Source organism: Mycobacterium sp. NGS59, from assembly GCF_059812345.1.
The window spans coordinates 1-22398 of the sequence record NZ_JCALCN010000047.1 but is presented as its reverse complement, the minus strand read 5'-3'; the positions used below and the strand labels follow the sequence as shown (position 1 = coordinate 22398).

General features: G+C 69.1%; 16 protein-coding genes. 11 read left to right on the top strand and 5 right to left on the bottom strand.

The features are described from left to right. Positions 1–374 precede the first annotated feature (374 nt). Together AC5Y46_RS25905 and AC5Y46_RS25900 are read right to left on the bottom strand one after the other, a co-directional pair. Complete coding sequence (locus AC5Y46_RS25905) at positions 375–1592, bottom strand: acetyl-CoA C-acetyltransferase (protein WP_499946926.1); 1218 nt, start codon at positions 1590–1592, stop codon at positions 375–377. Positions 1593–1669: 77 nt separating this feature from the next. Continuing rightward, the gene (locus AC5Y46_RS25900; protein ID WP_499946939.1) at positions 1670–2620 is read right to left on the bottom strand and encodes an SGNH/GDSL hydrolase family protein; all 951 of its coding nucleotides are present in this window, start codon (positions 2618–2620) and stop codon (positions 1670–1672) included. 210 nt (positions 2621–2830) lie between these two features. Between AC5Y46_RS25900 and AC5Y46_RS25895 the strand changes: the two genes are divergently transcribed. The 4 genes from AC5Y46_RS25895 to AC5Y46_RS25880 all read left to right on the top strand — a co-directional run bounded on the left by AC5Y46_RS25895 (position 2831) and on the right by AC5Y46_RS25880 (position 7454). Next, complete coding sequence (locus tag AC5Y46_RS25895; protein ID WP_499946940.1) at positions 2831–3898, top strand: alpha/beta hydrolase; 1068 nt, start codon at positions 2831–2833, stop codon at positions 3896–3898. A 106-nt stretch (positions 3899–4004) separates the two neighbouring features. Beyond that, a complete protein-coding gene (locus AC5Y46_RS25890) occupies positions 4005–5399 on the top strand; it encodes a cystathionine beta-synthase (RefSeq protein ID WP_499946927.1) in 1395 nt (464 codons plus the stop codon). A 41-nt stretch (positions 5400–5440) separates the two neighbouring features. Next, entirely contained in the window at positions 5441–6100 is a 660-nt protein-coding gene (locus tag AC5Y46_RS25885; protein ID WP_499946928.1) for an RDD family protein, read from the top strand. A gap of 199 nt (positions 6101–6299) precedes the next feature. Further along, complete coding sequence (locus tag AC5Y46_RS25880) at positions 6300–7454, top strand: cystathionine gamma-synthase (RefSeq protein ID WP_499946929.1); 1155 nt, start codon at positions 6300–6302, stop codon at positions 7452–7454. 96 nt (positions 7455–7550) lie between these two features. Here the strand turns inward: AC5Y46_RS25880 and greA are convergent, their stop codons facing one another. Together greA and AC5Y46_RS25870 are read right to left on the bottom strand one after the other, a co-directional pair. Then, the gene (greA, locus tag AC5Y46_RS25875; protein ID WP_036364008.1) at positions 7551–8045 is read right to left on the bottom strand and encodes a transcription elongation factor GreA; all 495 of its coding nucleotides are present in this window, start codon (positions 8043–8045) and stop codon (positions 7551–7553) included. A gap of 184 nt (positions 8046–8229) precedes the next feature. After that, positions 8230–8664, bottom strand: coding sequence for a DUF4307 domain-containing protein (locus AC5Y46_RS25870; RefSeq protein ID WP_499946930.1), 435 nt, complete (start codon positions 8662–8664; stop codon positions 8230–8232). A gap of 79 nt (positions 8665–8743) precedes the next feature. Here AC5Y46_RS25870 and mca point away from each other — a divergent pair, with 79 nt between their 5' ends. The 4 genes from mca to AC5Y46_RS25850 are packed head-to-tail and all read left to right on the top strand — an operon-like array spanning position 8744 to position 12296. Continuing rightward, a complete protein-coding gene (mca, locus tag AC5Y46_RS25865) occupies positions 8744–9616 on the top strand; it encodes a mycothiol conjugate amidase Mca (protein ID WP_499946931.1) in 873 nt (290 codons plus the stop codon). After that, on the top strand, positions 9613–9903 hold the full coding sequence (locus AC5Y46_RS25860) for a hypothetical protein (RefSeq protein WP_499946932.1): 291 nt from the start codon (positions 9613–9615) through the stop codon (positions 9901–9903). The genes mca and AC5Y46_RS25860 overlap by 4 nt, the downstream gene beginning before the upstream one ends. Beyond that, a complete protein-coding gene (locus AC5Y46_RS25855) occupies positions 9890–11899 on the top strand; it encodes a thioredoxin domain-containing protein (RefSeq protein ID WP_499946933.1) in 2010 nt (669 codons plus the stop codon). Before AC5Y46_RS25860 ends, AC5Y46_RS25855 begins: the two co-directional genes overlap by 14 nt. A gap of 13 nt (positions 11900–11912) precedes the next feature. After that, positions 11913–12296, top strand: coding sequence for a nuclear transport factor 2 family protein (locus AC5Y46_RS25850; RefSeq protein WP_499946934.1), 384 nt, complete (start codon positions 11913–11915; stop codon positions 12294–12296). 8 nt (positions 12297–12304) lie between these two features. Here the strand turns inward: AC5Y46_RS25850 and trhA are convergent, their stop codons facing one another. After that, the gene (trhA, locus tag AC5Y46_RS25845) at positions 12305–13069 is read right to left on the bottom strand and encodes a PAQR family membrane homeostasis protein TrhA (RefSeq protein ID WP_499946936.1); all 765 of its coding nucleotides are present in this window, start codon (positions 13067–13069) and stop codon (positions 12305–12307) included. Between the two features lie 135 nt (positions 13070–13204). On the opposite strand from trhA, the gene AC5Y46_RS25840 reads away from it, so the two are divergent. From AC5Y46_RS25840 to AC5Y46_RS25830, 3 genes are all read left to right on the top strand, one after another. Then, positions 13205–13993, top strand: a complete 789-nt coding sequence (locus tag AC5Y46_RS25840; protein ID WP_499946937.1) for a (2Z,6E)-farnesyl diphosphate synthase — start codon at positions 13205–13207, stop codon at positions 13991–13993. 560 nt (positions 13994–14553) lie between these two features. Further along, positions 14554–20358, top strand: coding sequence for a PE family protein (locus AC5Y46_RS25835; RefSeq protein ID WP_499993770.1), 5805 nt, complete (start codon positions 14554–14556; stop codon positions 20356–20358). A gap of 96 nt (positions 20359–20454) precedes the next feature. Further along, positions 20455–22398 (top strand): PPE domain-containing protein (locus tag AC5Y46_RS25830; RefSeq protein WP_499993768.1); only part of this gene is annotated, 1944 nt, incomplete at its 3' end.

Genomic DNA, 22398 nt, shown 5'->3' with positions numbered 1-22398 from the left:
TTCTCGCACTTTTGCGCCGTGGACGCAGAGTCAACGGGCGGCGGGGGTCGGGAGTGCGTTGAGTCTGCGCTGAGGGTGCCGCCTTCTCGTACTTTGTGCCCTGAACGCAGAGTCAGCGGACGGCGGGGGTCGGGAGTGCGTTGAGTCTGCGCTGAGGGTGCGTCCTTCTCGCACTTTTGCGCCCTGGACGCAGAGTCAACGGACGGCGGGGTCGGGAGTGCGTTGAGTCTGCGCTGAGGGTGCGTCCTTCTCGCACTTTTGCGCCCTGAACGCAGAGTCAACGGACGGCGGGGTCGGGAGTGCGTTGAGTCTGCGCTGAGGACGCCGCCTTCTCGCACTTTTGCGCCCTGAACGCAGAGTCAACGCCAAAGCAGCTATGACAGCCGCTCGATCACCATCGCCATACCCTGCCCGCCCCCGACACACATGGTCTCCACACCGAATGTCTTGTCGTGGGTCTGCAGGTTGTTCAGCAGGGTAGCGGTGATGCGCGCACCCGTCATGCCGAACGGGTGGCCCAGCGCGATCGCCCCGCCCGAGACGTTCAGCTTGTCCTCGTCGATGCCCAGCTCGCGCGCCGAGCCCAGCACCTGCACTGCGAACGCCTCGTTGATCTCGAACAAATCGATGTCGTTCACCGACATGCCCGCCCGCCCCAGCGCCTGCTTCACCGCCTCGATCGGGCCCAGGCCCATGATCTCCGGGGACAGCCCGCTCACACCCGTGGCCACGATGCGCGCCAACGGCGTCAGGCCGAGTTCCTTGGCTTTGGTGTCGCTGGTGATCACGACCGCGGCGGCGCCGTCGTTCAACGGGCAGGCGTTGCCCGCGGTGACCGTGCCGTTGGGCCGGAACACCGGCTTGAGCTCGCTGATCTTCTCGTAGGTGGTACCCGCGCGGGGGCCGTCGTCGGTGCTGACGGTGCTGCCGTCGGGCAGGGTGACCGGGCTGATCTCACGCTCGAAGAAGCCGTTCTTGATCGCCTCCTCGGCGCGGTTCTGGCTGCGTACTCCCCAGTGATCCTGGTCTTCGCGGCTGATGCCGGTCAGCGCGGCCACGTTCTCGGCGGTCTGACCCATCGCGATGTAGATGTCGGGCACGTTCCCGTCGGCGCGGGGGTCGTGCCATTCGTCGGCACCCGCGGCAGCGGCGGCCGTGCGCTGCTGGCCCTCGTCGAACAGCGGGTTCTTGGTGTCCGGCCAGGAGTCGGCGCTGCCCTTGGCGAACCGGGACACCGTCTCCACACCGGCCGAAATGAACGCGTCGCCCTCGCCGGCCTTGATCGCGTGGAACGCCATGCGGGTGGTCTGCAGCGACGACGAGCAGTATCGGTTGACGGTGGTGCCCGGCAGGAAGTCGTAGCCGAGCTGCACGGCGACCACGCGCGCGACGTTGAAACCGGACTCACCGGCCGGCTGGCCGCAACCCAGGATCAGGTCGTCGATCTGGTGCGGGTTCAGTGCCGGCACCTTGTCGAGTGCGGCGCGCACCATCTGGGTGGCCAGATCGTCGGGCCGCATGCCGACCAACGAACCCTTCATGGCGCGGCCGATCGGTGAACGGGCAGTTGAGACGATGACGGCTTCGGGCATGACGGCTCCCTCGGAGAGTGGCGCAGATGGGAACGCCCACCCGGCCCGGCTAGGACGAGACGCAATAAATCTAGTCGCTACCCGTCGACCGTCTCCGCGACGGGTGCTGCCTGGCGCCGCCACAGCCGCGACAAAATCGTGCGTCGCTGCTCGCTGCTGCCGCCGGCCAGAGCGGTGGATCGAGAAGGCAACGGCGGCAACGCAATTCCGGCCTTCTCACTCAGAGCTTGATGCATGGCCAGCAGTAACTCCTCGGCCGCCAGTGCGTAGGTGGTGGCCGACGGGTGGTACCGGTCCGCGGAGAACATCAACTCGGGAGTGCCGCTGCGGAAACGCGGTGCCAACAGCAATGCCAGCGGCACCGGCACACCGCCGGCAGCCCGCACGGCGGCGGCTTGGGCGCGGGCCAACTGCGAACCGCGGGTATGCGCCAGGTGGCGCAACGGCTGCGGGATGGCGGTGATGACACCGAAATCCGGGCAGGTGCCCACCACCACCACGACGCCCCGGTTGCGCAGCTTGCGCACACACGAGCCCAGCCGCTGCGCCGACGGGCCGACCCCGTTGAGTGCGGTGATGTCGTTGGCGCCCAGCATGATCACCGCCGCGTCCGGCGGCGGACCGGCCACGAACATCGCGTCGACCTGTCCCACCAGACCTTTGGAGGTGGCACCGACGATCGCCTTGGTGCTCAACCGGATCCGCATGCCGGTCTGCTCGGCCAGCTTGCGCGCGATCAGCACGCCCGGCACGTGCTCGGCGCTGCTGCATCCGTAGCCGGTGGCGGTCGAGTCGCCGAACATCATCAGGTGCAGATCGAACGGCGTTCCCCGCCGCCAGCGCTGCACCGGCGCACCGCCGGGCGCGTAGACGCCGTCGGCGCGCGGCGGCATGTCGAAGGATTTCGGGATCACGGTTCGCACATGCGTCGCCTGACCCACCAGCAGGTTGCGTGCGCCCAGATAGGCCGTGCCCGTCGAGGCGAGTGCACCCGCAGTGGCCAGAGCGATCGTGGAACGCCGTGGCACGCGCATGCTCACGGATCTAGTTTAGAACTGTTGTGCTCATTTCGTGGGTAGCTGAAGAACAAACCGGTTACGGTGTGAAACAAATGCGATATCGAACTGAATAAACGGATGTCGAGTGGGTAATCGGCTGCCAAGCTAAGTTTGCGAGCTCGGCACCATCGAACTCGTCACATGCTGTATCGGACTACAACGGCGTAGGAAGTGTTGAGCATGACCGCTCCAAGTAAGGTCTCCGGTTCACCCAGAGTCACGATTCGCCCGCGCGACGCGCTGAAGGCCCGTAGACTCGAAGCCCGCAGGTTTGCCATCAGTGACGGCGCACCCGTCGAGGTGGTCGAGGCCGGCCCAAGTGTCGCTGCGCGGTTAGCCACGCTTGCGACGCGCGTCACGATACGACCCGTTCTGGCTGCCGGTAGCTACGTCCCGCACCTGCCTTGGCCCTGGGGTTTGATCGATCATGCGGCCCGCGTGCTGCTGCCCGCGACCAACTGTGTACGAGCCGAGGTGAAGCTGCCAAATGCTTGCGCGCAACTGGTTCGGGCATCCGGTGTGCTGCCCGCCGACGGTACCCGACGGGTCGTGCTGTACCTGCACGGCGGCGCGTTCCTGACCTGTGGAGCAAATTCCCACGGCCGACTGGTCGAGACACTGTCGAAGTTTGCTGACGCGCCCGTTCTCGTCGTCAACTACCGGCTGATGCCCAAGCATTCCATCGGGATGGCTCTCGACGACTGCTACGACGGCTACTACTGGTTGCGCGAGCTGGGATACGACCCGGAGCAGATCGTGCTGGCCGGCGACTCCGCCGGCGGCTACCTGGCGCTGTCCCTCGCGCAGCGGCTGCTGCGTGAAGGCGAGGAGCCCGCGGCGCTGGTGGCGATCTCGCCGTTGCTGCAGCTGGCAAAGGAAGACAAGCAGGCCCATCCGAATATCAAAACGGACGCAATGTTTCCGTCCAGGGCTTTTGACGCGCTTGGTCAATTAGTTGCTAGCTGTGCGGCGAAGAACAAGAAATTCGGTCGTCCCGAAGATATCTACGAACCGCTCGAGCACATCGAACCCGGCCTGCCGCGGACGTTGATCCACGTGTCCGGCTCTGAGGTGTTGCTGCACGACGCACAGTTGGCGGCACGCAGGCTGGCCGCGGCGGGGGTGCCGGCCGAGGTGCGGGTCTGGCCGGGACAGGTGCACGACTTCCAGGTCGCCGGACCGGTACTGCCCGAGGCGGAACGCTCGTTGCGGCAGATCGGGGAGTACATCCGCGAGGCGACGGGTTAGCGGGCGAGGCCACGGGCTAGCGGGCGCGACGGGCCAGCAGGCGACGCGAGGGCCAGCGGTCGGCCCGAGTGCGGCGCCGCGCGAAACCGCCTGAGACCATAGGCGCATGCGAATCGCGCAGCACATCAGTGACCTCATCGGCGGTACCCCGCTGGTTCGGCTGAACTCCGTCGTCCCCCCAGGCGCGGGCGTAGTGGCCGCCAAAGTCGAGTACCTCAACCCCGGCGGCAGCTCCAAGGACCGGATCGCCGAGCGGATGATCGATGCCGCCGAGGCCAGCGGCGAACTGAAGCCAGGCGGCACCATCGTCGAGCCCACCTCGGGCAACACCGGTGTCGGACTGGCTCTGATCGCCCAGCGCCGCGGCTACAAATGTGTATTCGTCTGCCCCGACAAAGTCGGCGAGGACAAACGAAACGTGTTGCGCGCGTATGGAGCCGAGGTCGTGGTGTGCCCGACGGCGGTGCCGCCGGAGGATCCGGACAGTTACTACAGCGTGTCCGACCGACTGGTGCGCGAAACCGAGGGCGCGTGGAAACCCGACCAGTACTCCAACCCGGAGGGTCCGGCTAGCCATTACGCCACCACCGGCCCGGAGATCTGGGCCGACACCGACGGCAAGGTCACCCACTTCGTCGCCGGCATCGGGACCGGCGGCACCATCACCGGCGCGGGCCGCTACCTCAAAGAGGTCTCCGACGGGCGGGTGCGCATCATCGGCGCCGACCCGGAAGGCTCGGTGTACTCCGGTGGCACCGGCCGGCCCTACCTCGTCGAGGGCGTCGGCGAAGACTTCTGGCCCGCCGCCTACGACCCGGCGGTGCCCGACGAGATCATCGCCGTCTCGGACTCCGACTCATTCGACATGACCAGGCGATTGGCGCGTGAAGAAGCCATGCTGGTCGGCGGATCCTGCGGGATGGCCGTCGTGGCGGCGCTGAAAGTCGCCGAACAGGCTGGACCGGACAGCTTGGTCGTCGTCCTGCTGCCCGACGGCGGACGCGGCTACATGGCCAAGATCTTCAACGACGCCTGGATGTCGTCGTACGGGTTCCTGCGCAGCCGCCTCGACGGCTCGGCCGCGGAGGCAACGGTGGGGGATGTGTTGCGGCGCAAGTCCGGTGCGCTACCCGATCTGGTGCACACCCATCCGTCGGAGACCGTGCGCGACGCCATCGGCATCCTGCGCGAGTACGGGGTGTCGCAGATGCCGGTCGTCGGCGCCGAGCCTCCGGTGATGGCCGGTGAGGTCGCGGGCAGTGTCTCCGAACGCGAACTGTTGTCGGCGGTGTTCGAAGGTCGCGCCAAGCTGGCCGACGCGGTGTCGCAACATATGAGCCCGCCGTTGCGGCTGATCGGGGCAGGTGAACTGGCCAGCGCGGCAGGCAAGGCGTTGCGCGACTGGGACGCGCTGATGGTGGTGGAGGAGGGCAAGCCGGTCGGGGTGATCACCCGCTACGACCTGTTGGGCTTCCTGTCCGAGGGAACGCGACGACGCTAGTATCCCGCTAAGTTCAGCTAGTCCTCGTCGGAAGGTTGCCCATGACCGCTCAGCCGCCCCCCGGCGGGTCCTACCCACCCCCGCCTCCGCCGCCCGGGTCGTCCGGCGGCTCACCGTCGGGCGGGTTTCCGCCGCCGCCGAACGCCGGGGGCGGTGCCGGATTCAATCCGCCTGCGGTCGCCGGTGCGGCACCGCCACCGCCGCCGCCCGGTGGCTACCCGCCGCCGCCACCACCCACGGGTGCGGTCGCACCGCCGCCGCCCGGCCCGGCGATCAGGGAGCTGCCGACGGAGTCCTACACCCCGTGGGGAACCCGGGCGCTTGCATTCCTGATCGATTTCGCCCCGGTGCTGGTCATCGGTGCAATCACGACGGCGATAGCGCTGGTCGTGCCGGACGACTCGATCGTCGCCACGCTGCTGAATTTGGTGGCAAACGGGGCGATCGCTGCCTACGTGGTTTGGAACTACGGCTACAAGCAGGGCGTCACGGGGTCGAGCATCGGCAAGTCGATCATGAAGTTCAAGGTGGTCAGCGAGGTCAGCGGCGACCCGCTGGGATTCAGCATGTCGTTGGTGCGCCAGCTCGCGCACTTCGTCGACGCGATCATCTGCTATGTCGGGTTCCTGTTCCCGTTGTGGGATAAGACGCGTCAAACCCTAGCCGACAAGATCATGACAACGGTCTGCCTGCCACTCTGATCCGAATCGAGTCAATCGGACCGGATGCGGGTCCCGCGGCCGGACGAGAGTGAACACAGGGCTTTGAAAGTGCAAGCAGGGCGGGAGAATTCGCGATTTCCCGCCCTGGCTTCACCCTGGAAGCCATAGCTTCACGCTCAAGGCCGTAGGCGCACACTCAATGCCCGAGCGGCGCTGGACGCGATTAGGCTGGCCCTCGATGAGCGATGAACACGTCTTCACCGGCCTGGCCACCAAGGCGATCCATGCCGGCTATCGCCCGGATCCCGCGACCGGCGTCGTCAACCCCCCGATCTACGCCAGCAGCACCTTCGCCCAGGACGGGGTCGGCGGCCTGCGCGGCGGGTTCGAGTACGCGCGCACCGGCAACCCGACCCGGTCGGCGTTGGAGGCCGCGCTGGCCGCGATCGAGGACGGCAGGTTCGGGCGCGCATTCAGTTCCGGCATGGCCGCGACCGACTGTGTGCTGCGCGCCGTGTTGCGACCCGGGGACCACGTGGTCATTCCCGACGACGCCTACGGCGGCACCTTCCGGCTGATCGACAAGGTCTTCACGCAATGGGGCGTCGCCTACACCCCGGTGGCGCTGTCAGACCTGGACGCGGTGCGGGCAGCCATCACTTCGCAGACGCGGTTGATCTGGGTGGAGACGCCGACCAACCCGCTGCTGTCCATCGCCGACATCGCCGGTATCGCCCAGTTGGGAGCCGAGACGTCGGCGAAAGTGTTGGTGGACAATACCTTTGCCTCACCCGCGCTGCAGCGCCCGCTGACGTTGGGCGCCGACATCGTGCTGCACTCGACCACCAAGTACATCGGTGGTCACTCCGACGTCGTGGGCGGCGCGCTGGTCACCGACGACGAAGAACTCGACCAGGCGTTCGCGTTCCTGCAGAACGGCGCGGGCGCGGTGCCGGGCCCGTTCGACGCGTACCTGACCATCCGGGGAATCAAGACTCTGGTGTTGCGGATGCAGCGGCACAGCGAGAACGCCGCAGCCGTCGCGCAATTCCTGGCCGAACATCCGGCGGTGAGCGCCGTGCTGTACCCCGGCCTGCCCGACCACCCCGGTCACCAGGTCGCCGCGCGGCAGATGTCCGGTTTCGGCGGCATGGTGTCGGTGCGGATGCGCGCCGGACGGCAGGCGGCCGAGCAGCTGTGTGCCGGCACCAAGATCTTCATCCTCGCCGAATCGCTGGGCGGGGTGGAATCGCTGATCGAACACCCCAGCGCCATGACGCACGCGTCCACTGCCGGGTCACAGCTGGAAGTTCCTGACGACCTGGTGCGACTCTCGGTGGGTATCGAAGACGTCGCCGACCTGCTCGGTGATCTCGAACAGGCGCTGGCCTGACTTCCCGCCGGTCTGCGTCTCCGCCGAGCGTGAAACTGACGACGCGACACCCCGCTCAGGCGTCGCGCGCTTCACTCTCGGCGCCCTAAGCAGGACTCAGGAGTGGTAGGGCTCCGCGCTGACGAGCGTCACCTCGACCGTGTTGCCGCTGGGCACCTTGTAGCTGCGGGTTTCGCCGACCTTGGCGTCGATCAGCGCGCCACCCAGCGGTGAATTCGGCGAGTAGACCTCAAGCTTGCCGTCGTTGACGCCCTCTTGGCGGGTGGCGATCAGGAAGGTCTCGCTGTCGGACTTGTCGCCGTTGTAGTAGACCTTCACCACCGAACCGGGCAGCGCGACACCGGACTGCTTGGGCGCCTCGCCAACCTTGGCGTTGTTGAGCAGATCCTGCAGCTGCCGGATGCGGGCTTCCTGCTGGCCCTGCTCCTCGCGGGCGGCGTGATATCCGCCGTTCTCCCGCAGGTCCCCCTCTTCGCGGCGGTCGTTGATTTCAGCGGCGATGACCGGACGATTGGCGATCAGCTGATCGAGCTCGGCCTTGAGTCGGTCATGTGACTCCTGGGTCAACCAGGTCACCTGAGTGTCCGTCATCTCGTGGCGCTCCTTGCTTTGTCGTTCCGCGTATTCGCGTGAATACTGATCCCGCTTCGGGGCCAGTCCCCCCGCCCCTAATGCAGCAATACACGGTCCCAAGCAGGACCGTGCACTCGACTACGTTACCACCGCGCTAACCGATGATGACTGACATATCCGCAGTTCGGCGTTTGTCGGGCGGTCACGGCGAGCGCAGATAGGCGGGTATGTCTGTGCCGCAGCCGTATACGTCCGCGATCACCGGCGGCTTGCTGGATTTCAGGGTCGCGGTGACCTGCACCGTGGCCTGCTCGGCCGGCGGCACCAGCACCTCGCGCCGGCCGGTCTCGCTGCCGTCCTTGGACCGCACCCGCACGATGCAGTCCACCGGGCGCGACGGGTCCTTGCGGGTGACGCTGATGATCACCGAGGCCGTCTCGTCGTCGATCACTTGATAGCCCGCCAGCGTCCCGGTGACCGGGGCAGTGCCGATCCGCTGGTAGCCGACGACTGCGATGGCGATGCCCGCCGCCAGGGCCGCCGCGGTCAGACCGAGGATCACCCAACGCCGTGATTTCCGGGAGAGGCGGGTGCGGCCGTAGCGTGCCTCGGGACGCTCGAGCGAATCGTCAGTCATGCCCTGGGGAGTTGTGGGGTACAGGAGAACTGGAATTATAGGTGGCACTCGACAGAGCCGGACGAACACTAGGGAGCACGTGAGCAAGCTGCGGTTGATGGCGGTACATGCCCACCCCGACGACGAATCCAGCAAGGGCGCCGCGACCCTCGCCCGGTACGCCGATGAGGGTCACCAAGTGCTGGTGGTGACGTTGACCGGTGGTGAACGCGGCGACATCCTCAACCCCGCGATGGACCTGCCCGACGTACACGGACACATCCACGAGATCCGCCGCGACGAGATGGCCAAAGCGGCCGAGATCCTGGGCGTGGAGCACACCTGGCTGGGCTTCGTCGACTCCGGCCTACCCAAAGGAGACCCGCCGCCGCCGCTACCCGAAGGCTGCTTCGCGCTGGCGCCGCTGGAGACGTGCACCGAGGCGCTGGTGCGGGTGGTCCGGGAGTTCCGACCGCACGTGATGATCACCTACGACGAGAACGGCGGTTACCCGCACCCTGATCACATCCGCTGCCATCAGGTTTCCGTCGCCGCCTACGAGGCGGGCAGTGACCACCGGCGGTTCGCCGATGCCGGCGAACCCTGGACGGTGTCCAAGCTCTACTACGTGCACGGTTTCCTGCGGGCCCGGATGCAGCTGTTGCAGGACGAGTTCGAGAAGCACGGCCAAAAGGGGCCGTTCGACAAATGGCTCAAGCACTGGTTGCCCGAGCACGACCACTTCGAGAAACGGGTGACCACCCGCGTGGAGTGCTCGGCGTATTTCGGCCAGCGTGACGATGCGCTGCTCGCGCACGCCACCCAGATCGACCCGAACGCCGAGTTCTTCGCCGCCCCGATCTCGTGGCAGGAGCGGCTGTGGCCGACCGAGGAATTCGAGCTGGCCCGCTCGCGGGTCCCGGTGGCACTGCCCGAGACCGACCTGTTCGCCGGAATCGAGCCGGACCAGTGAACGCCCTTCTGCTCACCGTGATTGCAGACGGCGGCACCCGCAACCCCGGCCCCGACTTCGGCAAGGCCAGCCCGCTGGGCTTGTTGATCGTCGTGCTGCTGGTCGTCGCCACGGTCTTCCTGGTGCGCTCGATGAACCGGCAGCTCAAGAAGGTCCCCGAATCGTTCGACCGGCAGCACCCGGAACCGGACCAGGCCGCCGACGACGGCACCGACACGGTCGACCGCGCCGACCCGGGGTCCGACGGCGACGGACCCGCGCGGCCGGCCGCTCATGACCCCGGCTGACGGCGCGGGCACCAACACCCTCGCGCAGGCCACCAGCCCCTACCTGCGCCAGCACGCCGACAACCCGGTGCACTGGCAGCAGTGGACGCCGCAGGCGCTGGCCGACGCCGCCGCGCGCGACGTGCCGATTCTGTTGTCGATCGGGTACGCCGCCTGCCACTGGTGTCACGTGATGGCGCACGAGTCGTTCGAGGACGACGACGTCGCGGCGGCGATGAACGCGGACTTCGTCTGCATCAAGGTCGATCGCGAAGAGCGGCCCGACATCGACTCCGTCTACATGAACGCCACCGTCGCGTTGACCGGGCAGGGCGGCTGGCCGATGACGTGCTTTCTGACCCCGGACGGCCGGCCGTTCTTCTGCGGCACCTACTACCCCAAAGACAGCTTCTTGCAACTGCTTTCGGCGATCAGCGACACCTGGCGGGAACGTCGCGGTGAGGTCGAGGAAGCTTCGGACCACATCGCCGGGGAGCTGCGCTCGATGAGTTCCGGTCTACTCGGTAGCGGTCCCGACGTGGCCCCGGAACTGTGCGACCATGCCGTCGCCGTCGTACTGGGCGAACAGGACACCGTCCACGGCGGCTTCGGCCACGCCCCCAAATTCCCGCCGTCGGCGTTGCTGGAGGCACTGCTGCGCAACTACGAGCGCACCGGGTCGCCCGCCGCGCTCCAGGCGGTGACCCGCACCGGCAACGCGATGGCCCGCGGCGGCATCTACGACCAACTGGCCGGCGGCTTCGCCCGCTACAGCGTCGACAGCGCCTGGGTGATACCGCATTTCGAGAAAATGCTGTACGACAACGCGCTGCTACTGCGGGTTTACGCGCACTGGGCGCGGCGGACCGGGGACCCGCTGGCGCGCCGGATCACGGCGCAGACCGCTCGGTTCCTGCTCGACGACCTCGTCGCGGACGACATGTTCGTCTCTTCGCTGGACGCCGATGCCGACGGCCGCGAAGGGTCGACCTATGTGTGGACGCCCGCGCAACTGACCCAGGTGCTGGGCGCCGATGACGGTCGTTGGGCGGCAAGGGTTTTCAATGTCACCGAGTCGGGCACCTTCGAGCACGGCACCTCGGTGCTGCAATTGCTCAGCGACCCCGACGACCTGGCGCGACTGGAGACCGTCCGGGCCCGGTTGCTGGCCGCCCAGCATACCCGGGTGCAGCCCGGGCGCGATGACAAGGTGGTGACCGCCTGGAACGGACTGGTGATCACCGCACTCGTTGAAGCCGGCGTCGCGCTCGGCGACCCGGAGCTGGTCCACGCGGCCCGGCGCTGCGCGAGCGCGCTACTCGAACTGCACGTGGTCCACGGCCGGCTGCGGCGCGCCAGCCTGGGTGGAGTGGTGGGCGAGAGTGCGGCGATCCTCGAGGACCACGCCATGCTGGCTGTCGGGCTCACGGCGCTCTACCAAGCCACGGCCGACGGGCGATGGCTTGTCTCGGCCACCGGGCTGCTGGACGCGGCGGTGCAGCATTTCGGTGATCCGCAGCGGCCCGGCCGGTGGTTCGACACCGCCGACGACGCCGAGCAGCTGGTGCTGCGGCCGACCGACCCGCTGGACGGCGCCACCCCGTCCGGCGCGTCGTCGATCGCTGAGGCGCTGCTGATCGCGGCGCATCTGGTGGACGGGCCACGCGCCGAGCGTTATCTGCAAGTCGCGGGCGCGACCCTGGGTGCCCACTCGGTCTTGCTGGCGCGCGCGCCCAGCTCAGCCGGACATTGGCTGGCCGTCGCCGAAGCGGCCGTCCGCGGACCGCTGCAGATCGCGGTGTCCTGCGCCGAACCGTCGTCGTTGTTGGCCGAAGCCCGCCGGCTCGCCCCCGGCGGAGCGATCGTCGCCGGCGGCCCGGTGGACTCGTCGCCGCTGCTGGTCGGACGCGACCGGGTCAACGGCGCCGACGCCGCCTATGTGTGCCGCGGTCGGGTCTGCGATCTGCCGGTCACCGGCGCCGACCAACTCGCGTCGGCCCTCGGCGTGCCCGGGTAGTAGCGTGCGTCCCATGCCGAACGCCGCCGACCGTGTCCAGCTGATCACCGACACGGTGCACCGCTACATCAAGACCGTGAGCGACGGCAGCGCCGCGGATCTGACCGCGTTCTACGCCGACGACGCCACGCTGGAGGATCCGGTCGGCGGCGAAGTGCACATCGGCACCCGCGCCATCCAGGGTTTTTACTCGGTAGTGACAGGCGCACAACGTGAATGCGAACTGGTGACGCTGCGAGTCTGCGGCAACGAAGCGGCGTTCCACTTCCGGCTCACGGTCACCATCGGCGACCACACGATGCGCATCGAGCCCATCGAGACGATGGTGTTCGACGACAGCGGCAAGGTCACCGCGATGAAGGCTTACTGGTCAGCGGCCGACATGACCCAGCTCTAGAACGCGATCTAGAAGACGACGAACCACATCGCGATGTAGTGGCAGATCGCCGCGACCGCGGTGCAGGCATGGAAGAACTCGTGGTAGCCGAAGGTGCTCGGCCACGGGTCCGGCCACTTCACCGCGTAGAGGACGCCGCCGATGCTGTAGAGCGCGCCGCCGACGAAGAGCAGCACCATGGCCGCGACTCCGGCGTTGTGCAGGATCGTCCCGGTGTACCAGACCGCGACCCAGCCCAGCAGGATGTACAGCGGCACCCCCACCCAGCGCGGCGCCGAGGGCCACAGCATCTTCAGCGTGACTCCGGCCAGCGCACCGCCCCAGACGATGGCCAGCACCACGTGGCCGTCGTGGCCCGGTAGGGCAAGCAGCGCGAACGGTGTGTAGCTGCCCGCGATGAAGACGAAGATCATCGAGTGGTCTGCGCGCTTCATCCAGGTCCGCGCGGTGGCAGACTTCCAGTTCACCCGGTGATAGGTGGCGCTGACGGTGAACATGATGATGGTGGCGAAGGTGTAGAGCATCGTCGCCAGGCCGGCTTTGGTGGAATCCACCGCCCAGGACACCGCCACCAGCGAGGCGCCCGCGGCGACCGCCGTGCCGGCCGAGTAGACGTGGATCCAGCCGCGGAAACGGGGCTTGGTCAGGACCTTGGCGACGCCCTCGACGATCTGGTGCGCTGCGCCTTCGACTGCATCCTGGGCGGTCTGCACCGGCGAGGATTCGTCCTTTTCCTGCTCAGCGTTGGTGAGCGTGCTGGTTTGGCTGCTCATCTGTCCTCGTCTGTGATCTACCGATGGGGTCATATCAGGTTAGCGAAATCAGCTGAGTAGAACCTGATGGACATTCAGTGATATAGCCGGAATTCGACCCGAGAAACTGGCGCACGTCACAGTAGGGTGATCCTCGTGGAGATCGTCCCGCCGCGGCTCAAGGAGCCGTTGTACCGGCTGTACGAGCTGCGGCTGCGGCAGGGTCTGGCCGCGACGAGATCCGAGTTGCCGCGTCACATCGCGGTCTTGTGCGATGGGAATCGCCGCTGGGCGCGCAGCTTGGGCTACGACGACGTCAGCGTCGGTTACCGCATGGGGGCAGTCAAGATCGCCGAGATGCTGCGGTGGTGCCAGGAAGCCGGGATCGAGATGACCACCGTCTACCTGCTGTCCACCGAGAACCTGCAGCGCGACGCCGACGAGCTCACCGCCCTGATCGAGATCATCACCGATGTCGTCGAGGAGATCTGCGCGCCGGCCAACCGCTGGAGCGTGCGTACCGTCGGCGATCTTGCGCTGCTCGGCGAAGAGCCGGCGCGTCGACTGCGCGACGCGGTGGACTCCACTCCGCAGAACGCCACCTTTCACGTCAACGTCGCGGTGGGCTACGGGGGACGGCAGGAAATCGTCGGCGCGGTTCGGGCCCTGTTGAGCAAGCAACTCGCCAACGGCGCCAGCGCCGAGGAGCTTATCGAGGCGGTCACTGTCGAGGGCATCTCGGAGAACCTCTACACCTCCGGGCAGCCCGACCCGGACCTGGTGATCCGCACCTCGGGGGAGCAGCGTCTGTCCGGATTCCTGCTGTGGCAGAGCGCCTATTCGGAGATGTGGTTCACCGAGGCGCACTGGCCGGCGTTTCGGCGCGTGGACTTCCTGCGCGCCCTGCGCGACTACACCATGCGGCATCGTCGGTACGGCAAGTAGCCGATCCGGTTCGATAGCGTCCCGGCGTTAGCTGGCAGACCGCTCTGTCTACCCCCGAAGGGGTCTGTCGGCGTGGGCGGCGGCGTGCCGTCGTTCGTGACATCCGCGACCGCAACTGTCACGCGCACAACGTCGCCGCGCAGCCGCAACTACGCCCTCTAGCAAACTTTAATACCGCGGGTTGCCCGCTTGCGACAAGGCTGTTTCATCCACGATTCCGAGCACCGAAAGCATTTCGTATTCAACTTGCGTCAGTACCGGGCCCTATGTTTCGAGGTATCTGACAGATTGTCAAACACGTTGCAGCACAACTAATTCTGAATAACATGCCCGGCTGTCTGAGAAGACCTCGATGAGTCAGCAGTGGATGATTATGAATTCAAACACTGTCCGGCAAACATTCGGTGATGGGCCCGCGGCGGGCGTCCGGGCGGATGCCGGATAAGCCCTCCAGAAAAATCTGAAAATTCCTGTTTCAACTTCTGGCATTTCGTTGTCGAGAGCATGTACATTCCCCATTCGAGTGACCTCGTCAGCTATGAACCACAGGAGTTTCAGCGATGTCGTATTTGGTGGCTGCCCCGGATCTGTTCGCCTCGGCCGCGGCGAACTTGGAGATCTTGGGAACGTCGATCACCGAGGCCCACGGCGCATGGTCGGCACCCATCGCGTCGTTGTTACCGGCAGCCCGCGACGAGGTGTCGGCGGCCATCGCCGCGTTGTTCGGCACGCACGCGCAGGGCTATCAGGCGCTGAGCCTGGAAGCCCAGACGTTTCACCAGCAGTTCGTGCAGGCCTTGAGTTCGGCGGGTGGTGCCTACTCGGCCGCCGAGGTCGCCAACGTCAACCCGTTGCAAGCCGCGACGGATCTGATCAACGCGCCCACACAGGCGCTGTTCCAGCGCCCGCTGATCGGCAACGGCGCCAACGGCGCGGCGGGGACCGGCGCCGCCGGCGGTGCCGGCGGCCTGTTGTGGGGCAACGGTGGGGCAGGCGGATCCGGCGCGGCCGGTCAGGTCGGCGGTGCCGGCGGCGCCGCCGGGTTGTTCGGTAGCGGTGGCGTCGGCGGTGCGGGCGGCGTGGGGGCCAACGGTGGCGTCGGTGGCGCCGCCGGATGGTTCGGCAACGGCGGCGTCGGCGGCGTGGGCGGCGCCGGTGCCAACGGCGGTATGGGCGGTTCGGGCGGGATGCTGTACGGCAACGGCGGTACCGGCGGCGCCGGCGGCATCGGTGCCGGTCCCGGTCTGACCGGCGGTGTGGGCGGCACTGGCGGCAACGCCGGCATGTTCGGCGCCGGCGGTGTGGGCGGTGCCGGCGGGGCCGGCGGGACCGGTGACCCGTCGGCGCTCATCGCCGGTGGTACCGGTGGGGCGGGCGGTGCCGGTGGTAACGGCGGAACGCTGTTCAGCACGGCCGGTGCCGGTGGTGCCGGCGGCGCAGGTGGATACGGCGGTGACGGCGCGGACGCCACCGTCGCGGGTGCGACGGGCAGCGCCGGTGGTCAGGGCGGCAACGGTGGCGCCGGCGGTGCGGCCGGTGGCGCCGGCCTGTTCGGGGCCGGCGGAGTGGGCGGTGCCGGTGGTGCGGCCGGGCTTGGCGGTAACGGCGGCGTCGGCGGCGCCGGCGACATCGGCACTCCCGATGGCGGTGCCGGTGGTCAGGGCGGTAACGCCGGCGTCGGTGGCGCGGGCGGTGCGGGCTCGCTTGGTGCGGCAAACGGCGCCGCGGGTGCCGCGGCCACCGGCGGTGGCAACGGTGGTACCGGCGGGGCGGGTCTCACCGCCGCAGGTGGCTCGAATGCGGCCGGCGGTAACGGTGGTGTCGGCGGTAACGCCGGATCGGCGGGTAACGGTGGCACCGGCGGTGCCGGCGGTAACGGCGACGGCAGTGCCGCCGGAGGCAAGGGCGGTGACGGCGGTGTCGGCGTGGTCGGCGGGACCGGTGGTGCCGGCGGCGACGGCGGGGTGACCGGCAACGGCGGCGCCGGTGGTAAGGGTGGCGCCGGCGTGGCCGGCGCGGCGGGCGTGAATGCGGTCACTCCCGGCGGTGCGGGTGGTACCGGAGTGACCGGCGGCACCGGCGGTGTCGGTGGGGCTGGTGGCCACGGCGGCGCGATATCGGGCGACGGCGGCGCCGGAGGCGCCGGCGGTGCCGGAGGTCTCGGCGGAGCCGGCGGCAGCGGCGCCACTGGTGCTGACGCGACCGTGGCAGGTGCGACCGGTGGAACCGGTGGTGTGGGCGGCGCCGGCGGCCTTGGCGGTCAGGGTGGCGCCGGCGGCGTCGGGGGCACCGCGCTGGGTTCCGGTACCGGTGGCGCTACCGGTGCCGGTGGAGTCGGCGGTAACGGCGGCGCTGCGGGACTCGGCGGTAACGGTGGGATCGGCGGTGCCGGTAACTCCACCGTCCGCAACGGTGGCGTCGGTGGCCAGGGCGGAAATCCCGGCAGCGTCGGGGCCGGCGGAGCCGGCGGATTGAACGGCACCGGAACCAGCGCAGCTGCGAGCGGTGCCGCGGGCGCCGCGGCGCTGACTGGCGGCAACGGCGGCGCCGGCGGCGCGGGCTGGAACGCTGTCACGCCGGGCGCCAATGGCGGTAACGGTGGTCGCGGCGGTGCCGGTGGCCTGGTGGGCAATGGCGGTGCGGGCGGTGCCGGCGGCAACGGCGCCATCGGCGCGACCGGCACCGACCCGACCCAAACCGGTGGTGCCGGTGGGACCGGCGGCAACGGCGGTACCGGTGGTGCCGGCGGTGACGCCGGGACGAAGGCGGGCTCTGGCGGGACCGGCGGCCAGGGTGGCATTGGCGGGCAGGGCGGCACCGGCGCAGTCGGCGCCTACGCAGCTGACCCGTCCCAGATCGGCGGTACCGGCGGGGTCGGCGGCGCCGGTGGCCAAGGCGGCGGCGGCGGTCGTGGCGGCCTCGCACAGAACCCGCTCGGCAACCTGGGCGTCGGCGGTGTCGGCGGTGCCGGCGGTAACGCCGGACTCGGCGGCGACGGCGGCCACGGCGGAAACGGCACCATCACCAGCATCCACGGCAGCGCAGGCGGGATCGGCGGTAACGCCGGCACCGTCGGGGCCGGCGGAGTCGGTGGATTGAACGGCAACGGGACCGTCGCTGCCGCGAATGGCGCCGCGGGCGCCGCGGCCACCACTGGAGGCAACGGCGGTGCCGGCGGCGACGGGTACAACGCCGCCGCGGGCAACGTGACCGGCGCAGCGGGCGGTAACGGCGGCGCCGGCGGTAAGGGCGGTTCGGTCGGCAACGGTGGCGCCGGTGGCGCCGGTGGTAGCGGCGCAGTGGGTGCGCAGGGCGCGACCGGCGGCACCGGTCTGCAGGGTGACACCGGCCAGGCCGGAGGTATCGGCGGCCACGGCGGTGCCGGCGGCGCGGCCGGCTCGCTGGCAGGCAACGGTGGCGCCGGTGGCGCGGGCGGTGCCGGTGGCGTCGGTGGCGTGGGCGGCACCGGTGGTGTCGGTGAGACCGGCCTGGATGGCGGCGGAAGCGGTGGCGTCGGCGGTCAAGGCGGTAACGGTGGCGTCGGCGGTGTCGGCGGTAACGGCGGCGCCGGCGGTGCGGCGGCGAAGGGCGTTGCGGGCGCAGTCGGCGCCGGTGGCGCCGGTGGTAACGGTGGTGCGGCCGGCATCGGCGGCACCGGTGGTGTCGGTGGCGACGGCAACTCCGGCAACATCAACGGCGGTACCGGTGGTCAGGGTGGCGCCGCGGGCACCGGCGGGGCCGGTGCGGCGAAGGGTACTGGCGGGCCCGGCGGCGGTCCGAACGGCGTTACCGGCGCTGCGGCCACCGAGGGTGGCGACGGCGGTGTCGGCGGCAAGGGCTACGCCGCCGAGGCGGGCTCGAACGCAGCCGGAGGTGTCGGCGGCAACGGTGGGGCCGGCGGTGTGCTCGGCAACGGTGGTGCCGGTGGCGTGGGTGGTGCCGGCGACGGCACCGGTGCCGGTGGCGCCGGCGGTGAGGGTGGTGTCAGCGGAGCGCAGGCCGGCAACGGTGGCGCCGGCGGTGAAGGTGGCGCCGGCGGCGAGACGGGTACTGGTGGCATCGGCGGTGCGGGCGGCCTCGGCCAGTCACCGTTGGGTGTCGGTGGTGCCGGCGGTCACGGCGGCACCGGCGGTGCGACGTCTGGTGACGGCGGCGCCGGTGGTGCTGGCGGTATCGGTCAAGCCGGCGGTGGTGCCGGCGGTCACGGTGGCGACGCCGGGGAGGCCGGCAACGGCGGTCACGGCGGCGCCGGTGGTGCGGGTCTGCAGGGCAAGGCCGGTGCGGCCGGGGTCGGCTCGGGTGGCAACGGCGGCGCCGGGGTTGCCGGCGGCTTCGGTGGTGTCGGCGGCAACGGTGGCGCCGGCGGCACGGTGTCCGGTGACGGCGGTGCCGGCGGTACCGGCGGCGCAGGCGCACAAGGCGGTAACGGCGGTCTAGGCGCCAACTCCACGAACCCGACCACGGCCGGCGGCTTCGGTGGAGCTGGTGGCGCCGGCGGTAACGGTGGCGCAGGCGGTAACGGTGGCGCTGCCACCGCAGGCACCGTGGGTGCTGCCGGAGACGGCGGCGCCGGTGGTGGAGCGGGCCTCGGCGGGAACGGCGGCCGCGGCGCCGACGGCACTGCGGGCAACATCAACGCCAGCAATGGCGGCAAGGGCGGCGACGCAGGCGCGGTCGGGACCGGCGGCACGGCGGGCACCGGCTCGACTGTCGGCAACAACGGCACTAACGGCGCCGGGGCGATCAACAGCGGCAACGGCGGCGACGGCGGTAACGGCTTCAACGCCGGCGCGCTCACCAATGGCTCGGCCGGTGGTAAGGGCGGCAACGGTGGTGCCGGCGGTTCGTATGGTGACGGCGGTCACGGCGGTAGCGGTGGCAATGGCGCGACCGGCACCACCGGTAGCAACGGCGGCGCCAGCGTCGCTGGCGGTGGCGGTGGCACCGGCGGCCAGGGCGGCAACGGTGGCGCCGGTGGCGCCGGCGGATCTGTCTCCGGTGACGCGGGCAACGGCGGCAGTGCCGGAAACGGTGGCCAGGGCGGCCAGGGCGGTAACGGCGGTACTGGCGCCAGCGCAGCTACCGGTGGCGCCGGCGGCGCAGCCGGCGCCGGCGGCATCGGCGGAGGCGGTGGCACCGGCGGCGACGCGGGTACGGCCACGCTCGGCAACAACGGCACGGCCGGTAACGGCGGTAACGGTGGCGGCGGAGGTAACGCCGGGACGGCTGGCAACGGCGGTAACAGCACCGGCAACCGCATCGCCGGCGGTAACGGCGGTAATGGTGCCGCTGGTGGAGCTGCTGGTGCCGGTGGTACCGGTGGTGCCGGCACCGCGACTACTGACGGCGGCCTTGGTGGCAACGGTGGCCAGGGCGGCATCGGATCCACTGGTGGTACCGGTGGGTCTGGCGGAGGTACCACTGGTGGTGCCGGTGGCAATGGTGGCACCGGCGGTAACGGCGGCGCCGGCGGTGCCGCGGGTGCGGGCGGTAACGGCCAGTCAGGTGGCGCCGCGGGTGCCGCCGGAAACGGTGGCGAGGCCGGCGACGGCGGCAACGGTGGACAGGCCGGTAATGGCCAGAACAGCAACACGGCCGGCAACCGCGACGCCCGCGCCGGTGGCAACAGTGGCGCTGGCGGTGTTGGCGGCGCCGGTGGCAACGGTGCGTCCGGTGGTACCGCGACCGGTGGCGGCACCAATGGCGCCGCCAGTGACGGTGGTGACGGTGGCGCCGGCGGTAACGGCGGAACGGCCGGCACCGGCGGCGTTGGCGGTGCCGCGACGAGTGGCACCGTGGTTGGCGCCACCGGCGGCACCGGTGGTAACGCCGGTGCTGGCGGTGCCGGCGGTGCCGGAGGCCTCGGTGGAGCCGGCACCGACACCACCGCGGGTGGAGCCGGCGGTAATGGCGGGCAAGGCGGAACGGGCGGCCAGTCAGGTGCCGGTGGCACAGGCGGTGCCGCCAAGGGCACCGCGCTCGGTGGACTCGGCGGTAACGCCGGCACTGCGGGTGCTGGTGGCGTCGGTGGCGCCGGCGGTAACGGAGGCGCGGGCAACGGCGGCGGCGTCGGCGGAAACGCCGGCAACTCCGGCAACGGCGGGCAGGGTGGCGCCGGCGGCACGGGTGGTGCTCCGAACACCGGCACGGTTGGCGGCAACGGCGGCAACGGTGCAAACGGTGGCGCCGGCGCCAACCACGCCAACGGCGGTACCGGCGGGGCCGGCCTGGGCGGCGGGACTGCTGGCGGAAACGGAGCCGACGGCGGCTTCGGCGCGGGCGGCGGCGGCGGTGCGGCAGGCGCTCCCGGCAACGTCAACGCCGCCCCAGGCACTCCGGGCACCAACGGTCCAAACGGCACGTAAGCACTCAATGAATCGGCCACGTAAGCGGCCTACCAGGTATTACTCCACACACGTCGAACAGCGACAGTCTGCACTGTAAGGAAGAGGATTGAGCCGGTGAGTTTTTTGACCTTGCCACCTGAGATCAACTCCCTGAACATGCTGATCGGTGCGGGATCGGCGCCGATGACGTCGGTGGCGTCGGCGTGGGGTGGTCTTGCGAGCGAGTTGAATTCGGCGTCGTCGTTCTTCCAGGCGGTGACGTCGGGGCTTGTCAACGATGCCTGGCAGGGGCCGGCGTCGGCGGCGATGGCGGCTGCGGCGACCCCGTATACGGCGTGGCTGTCTGCGGCCGGCGCTGCGGCCGAGGAAGCTGCTGTGCAGGCGCAGGCGGTGGTCTCGGCTTATGAGGCGGCGCGGTCGATGATTGTGCACCCGGCGTTGATTGCGGGCAACCGCAATTCGCTGGTGTCGCTGGTGGTGTCGAACCTGTTCGGCCAGAACGCGCCGGCGATCGCGGCGATGGAAGAGGCCTACGAGCAGTTCTGGGCCCAGGACGTGGTCGCGATGCTGGGTTACCACGGTGGTGCTTCGGCGGCTGCGGCGGCGTTGACCCCGTTCACCAAGTTGCCGTTGGGTTCGTTGGCCGGTGCGGGCGGTTTCGTCAAGGCTGCGGTGGCGGAGTTGTCGGGCCTGGCCGCCGGTGTGAACGGTGGCCTCAAAGGCGGCGGCTTGGGTGCGGTCAGCGTGCGGCTGAGCAGCCTGCTGGGTGGGTTCGACCTCGCCGGGGTGTTGCGCGGTCTGCAGTTGGGTACCGGCGGCCTGGCGAACCTCCGCCTGCACGAGCTGGGCGGTATCGGTACTGGTGGACCGGCTGCGGCCGGGGGTTGGGGATCGTTCGGACGTAACGGCTGGGGTTCGGGCCTGTGGGGTCGCTTCGGCGGGTCGGGTGCTGGCCTGCAGGCGTTTGTCGCGAGCCTGTCCGGTTCGGGCGGGCTGAACAGCCTGCTCAACAGCGCAACCGTCACGACCGCTCTGACCGGTGTGCTGAGCAGCCCGAGTGTGACCAGCCTGCTGAGCAGCCCGACCGTGAGCAACCTGCTCAACAGCCCCGCGGTGACCAACTTGCTGCGCAGTCCGTCGATAAGCGGCCTGCTGAGTAGTCCCGCCGTGAGCAGCCTGCTGAGCAGCAAGACGATCAACACCCTGCTGAACAACGCCAACCTCAGCAACCTGCTGGCTCAGAGTCTCAATCCGGGTTCGGCGGCGGCCGCTGCGGCCGACATCTTCGGCAATACCGGCACCGGCAATATCGGGTTCGGCAATACCGGGGACAACAACATCGGTTTCTTCAACACCGGTGACGGCAACATCGGTATCGGTAACTCCGGTTTTGATTTGCGCGGCTTTATGAACGCCGGGGTGGGTAACTCGGGGTTGTTCAACACCGGCAGTTACAACACCGGTATCGGTAACTCCGGTATCGGTAACACCGGGTTGTTCAATCCCGGTGATTTCAACACCGGTATCGGTAACCGGGGTAGCTACAACACCGGAAGTTTCAACGAGGGCAGCTTCAACAGTGGTGACTTCAACGCCGGGGACACCAACACCGGCTGGTTCAACACCGGCAACCTCAACACCGGGATCGGCAACTCCGGGAACATCAACACCGGCATCGGCAACTCGGGCAACATGAACAACGGGATGTTCATCCGCGGCGACGCCCAGGGCATCAACGGGTTCTCCTACTCGATGCGCATCGAAGAAATTCCCGTGGACTTCGGCATGCGGATCCCGTTGAACATGACGATTTCCGGCGGCACACTGGACATCACCACTTTGCCGTACACCATCGGGGTGATAAATCTCGGCACTCTTACCACCTTGTCCGGCACCGTCGGTCCCATTCGCGTTCCGACCATAACCATCAGCGGACCTCGGCTGAACTTCGTAGTCGGGGGCCCGGAATACACCCTGTTCGGCGGTATCTTCGGGTCCGTCGGCCCGATCGACATTCCGTTCTCGATCCCGGCGGGCCCGGGTTTCGGTAACACGACG

Bases quoted from the DNA above. Each gene is read 5' to 3' on its own strand.
- AC5Y46_RS25905 (WP_499946926.1), bottom strand. From the start codon at position 1,592: ATGCCCGAAGCCGTCATCGTCTCAACTGCCCGTTCACCGATCGGCCGC.
- AC5Y46_RS25895 (WP_499946940.1), top strand. From the start codon at position 2,831: ATGACCGCTCCAAGTAAGGTCTCCGGTTCACCCAGAGTCACGATTCGC.
- AC5Y46_RS25890 (WP_499946927.1), top strand. From the start codon at position 4,005: ATGCGAATCGCGCAGCACATCAGTGACCTCATCGGCGGTACCCCGCTG.
- AC5Y46_RS25885 (WP_499946928.1), top strand. From the start codon at position 5,441: ATGACCGCTCAGCCGCCCCCCGGCGGGTCCTACCCACCCCCGCCTCCG.
- AC5Y46_RS25880 (WP_499946929.1), top strand. From the start codon at position 6,300: ATGAGCGATGAACACGTCTTCACCGGCCTGGCCACCAAGGCGATCCAT.
- greA (WP_036364008.1), bottom strand. From the start codon at position 8,045: ATGACGGACACTCAGGTGACCTGGTTGACCCAGGAGTCACATGACCGA.
- AC5Y46_RS25870 (WP_499946930.1), bottom strand. From the start codon at position 8,664: ATGACTGACGATTCGCTCGAGCGTCCCGAGGCACGCTACGGCCGCACC.
- AC5Y46_RS25855 (WP_499946933.1), top strand. From the start codon at position 9,890: ATGACCCCGGCTGACGGCGCGGGCACCAACACCCTCGCGCAGGCCACC.
- AC5Y46_RS25850 (WP_499946934.1), top strand. From the start codon at position 11,913: ATGCCGAACGCCGCCGACCGTGTCCAGCTGATCACCGACACGGTGCAC.
- trhA (WP_499946936.1), bottom strand. From the start codon at position 13,069: ATGAGCAGCCAAACCAGCACGCTCACCAACGCTGAGCAGGAAAAGGAC.
- AC5Y46_RS25835 (WP_499993770.1), top strand. From the start codon at position 14,554: ATGTCGTATTTGGTGGCTGCCCCGGATCTGTTCGCCTCGGCCGCGGCG.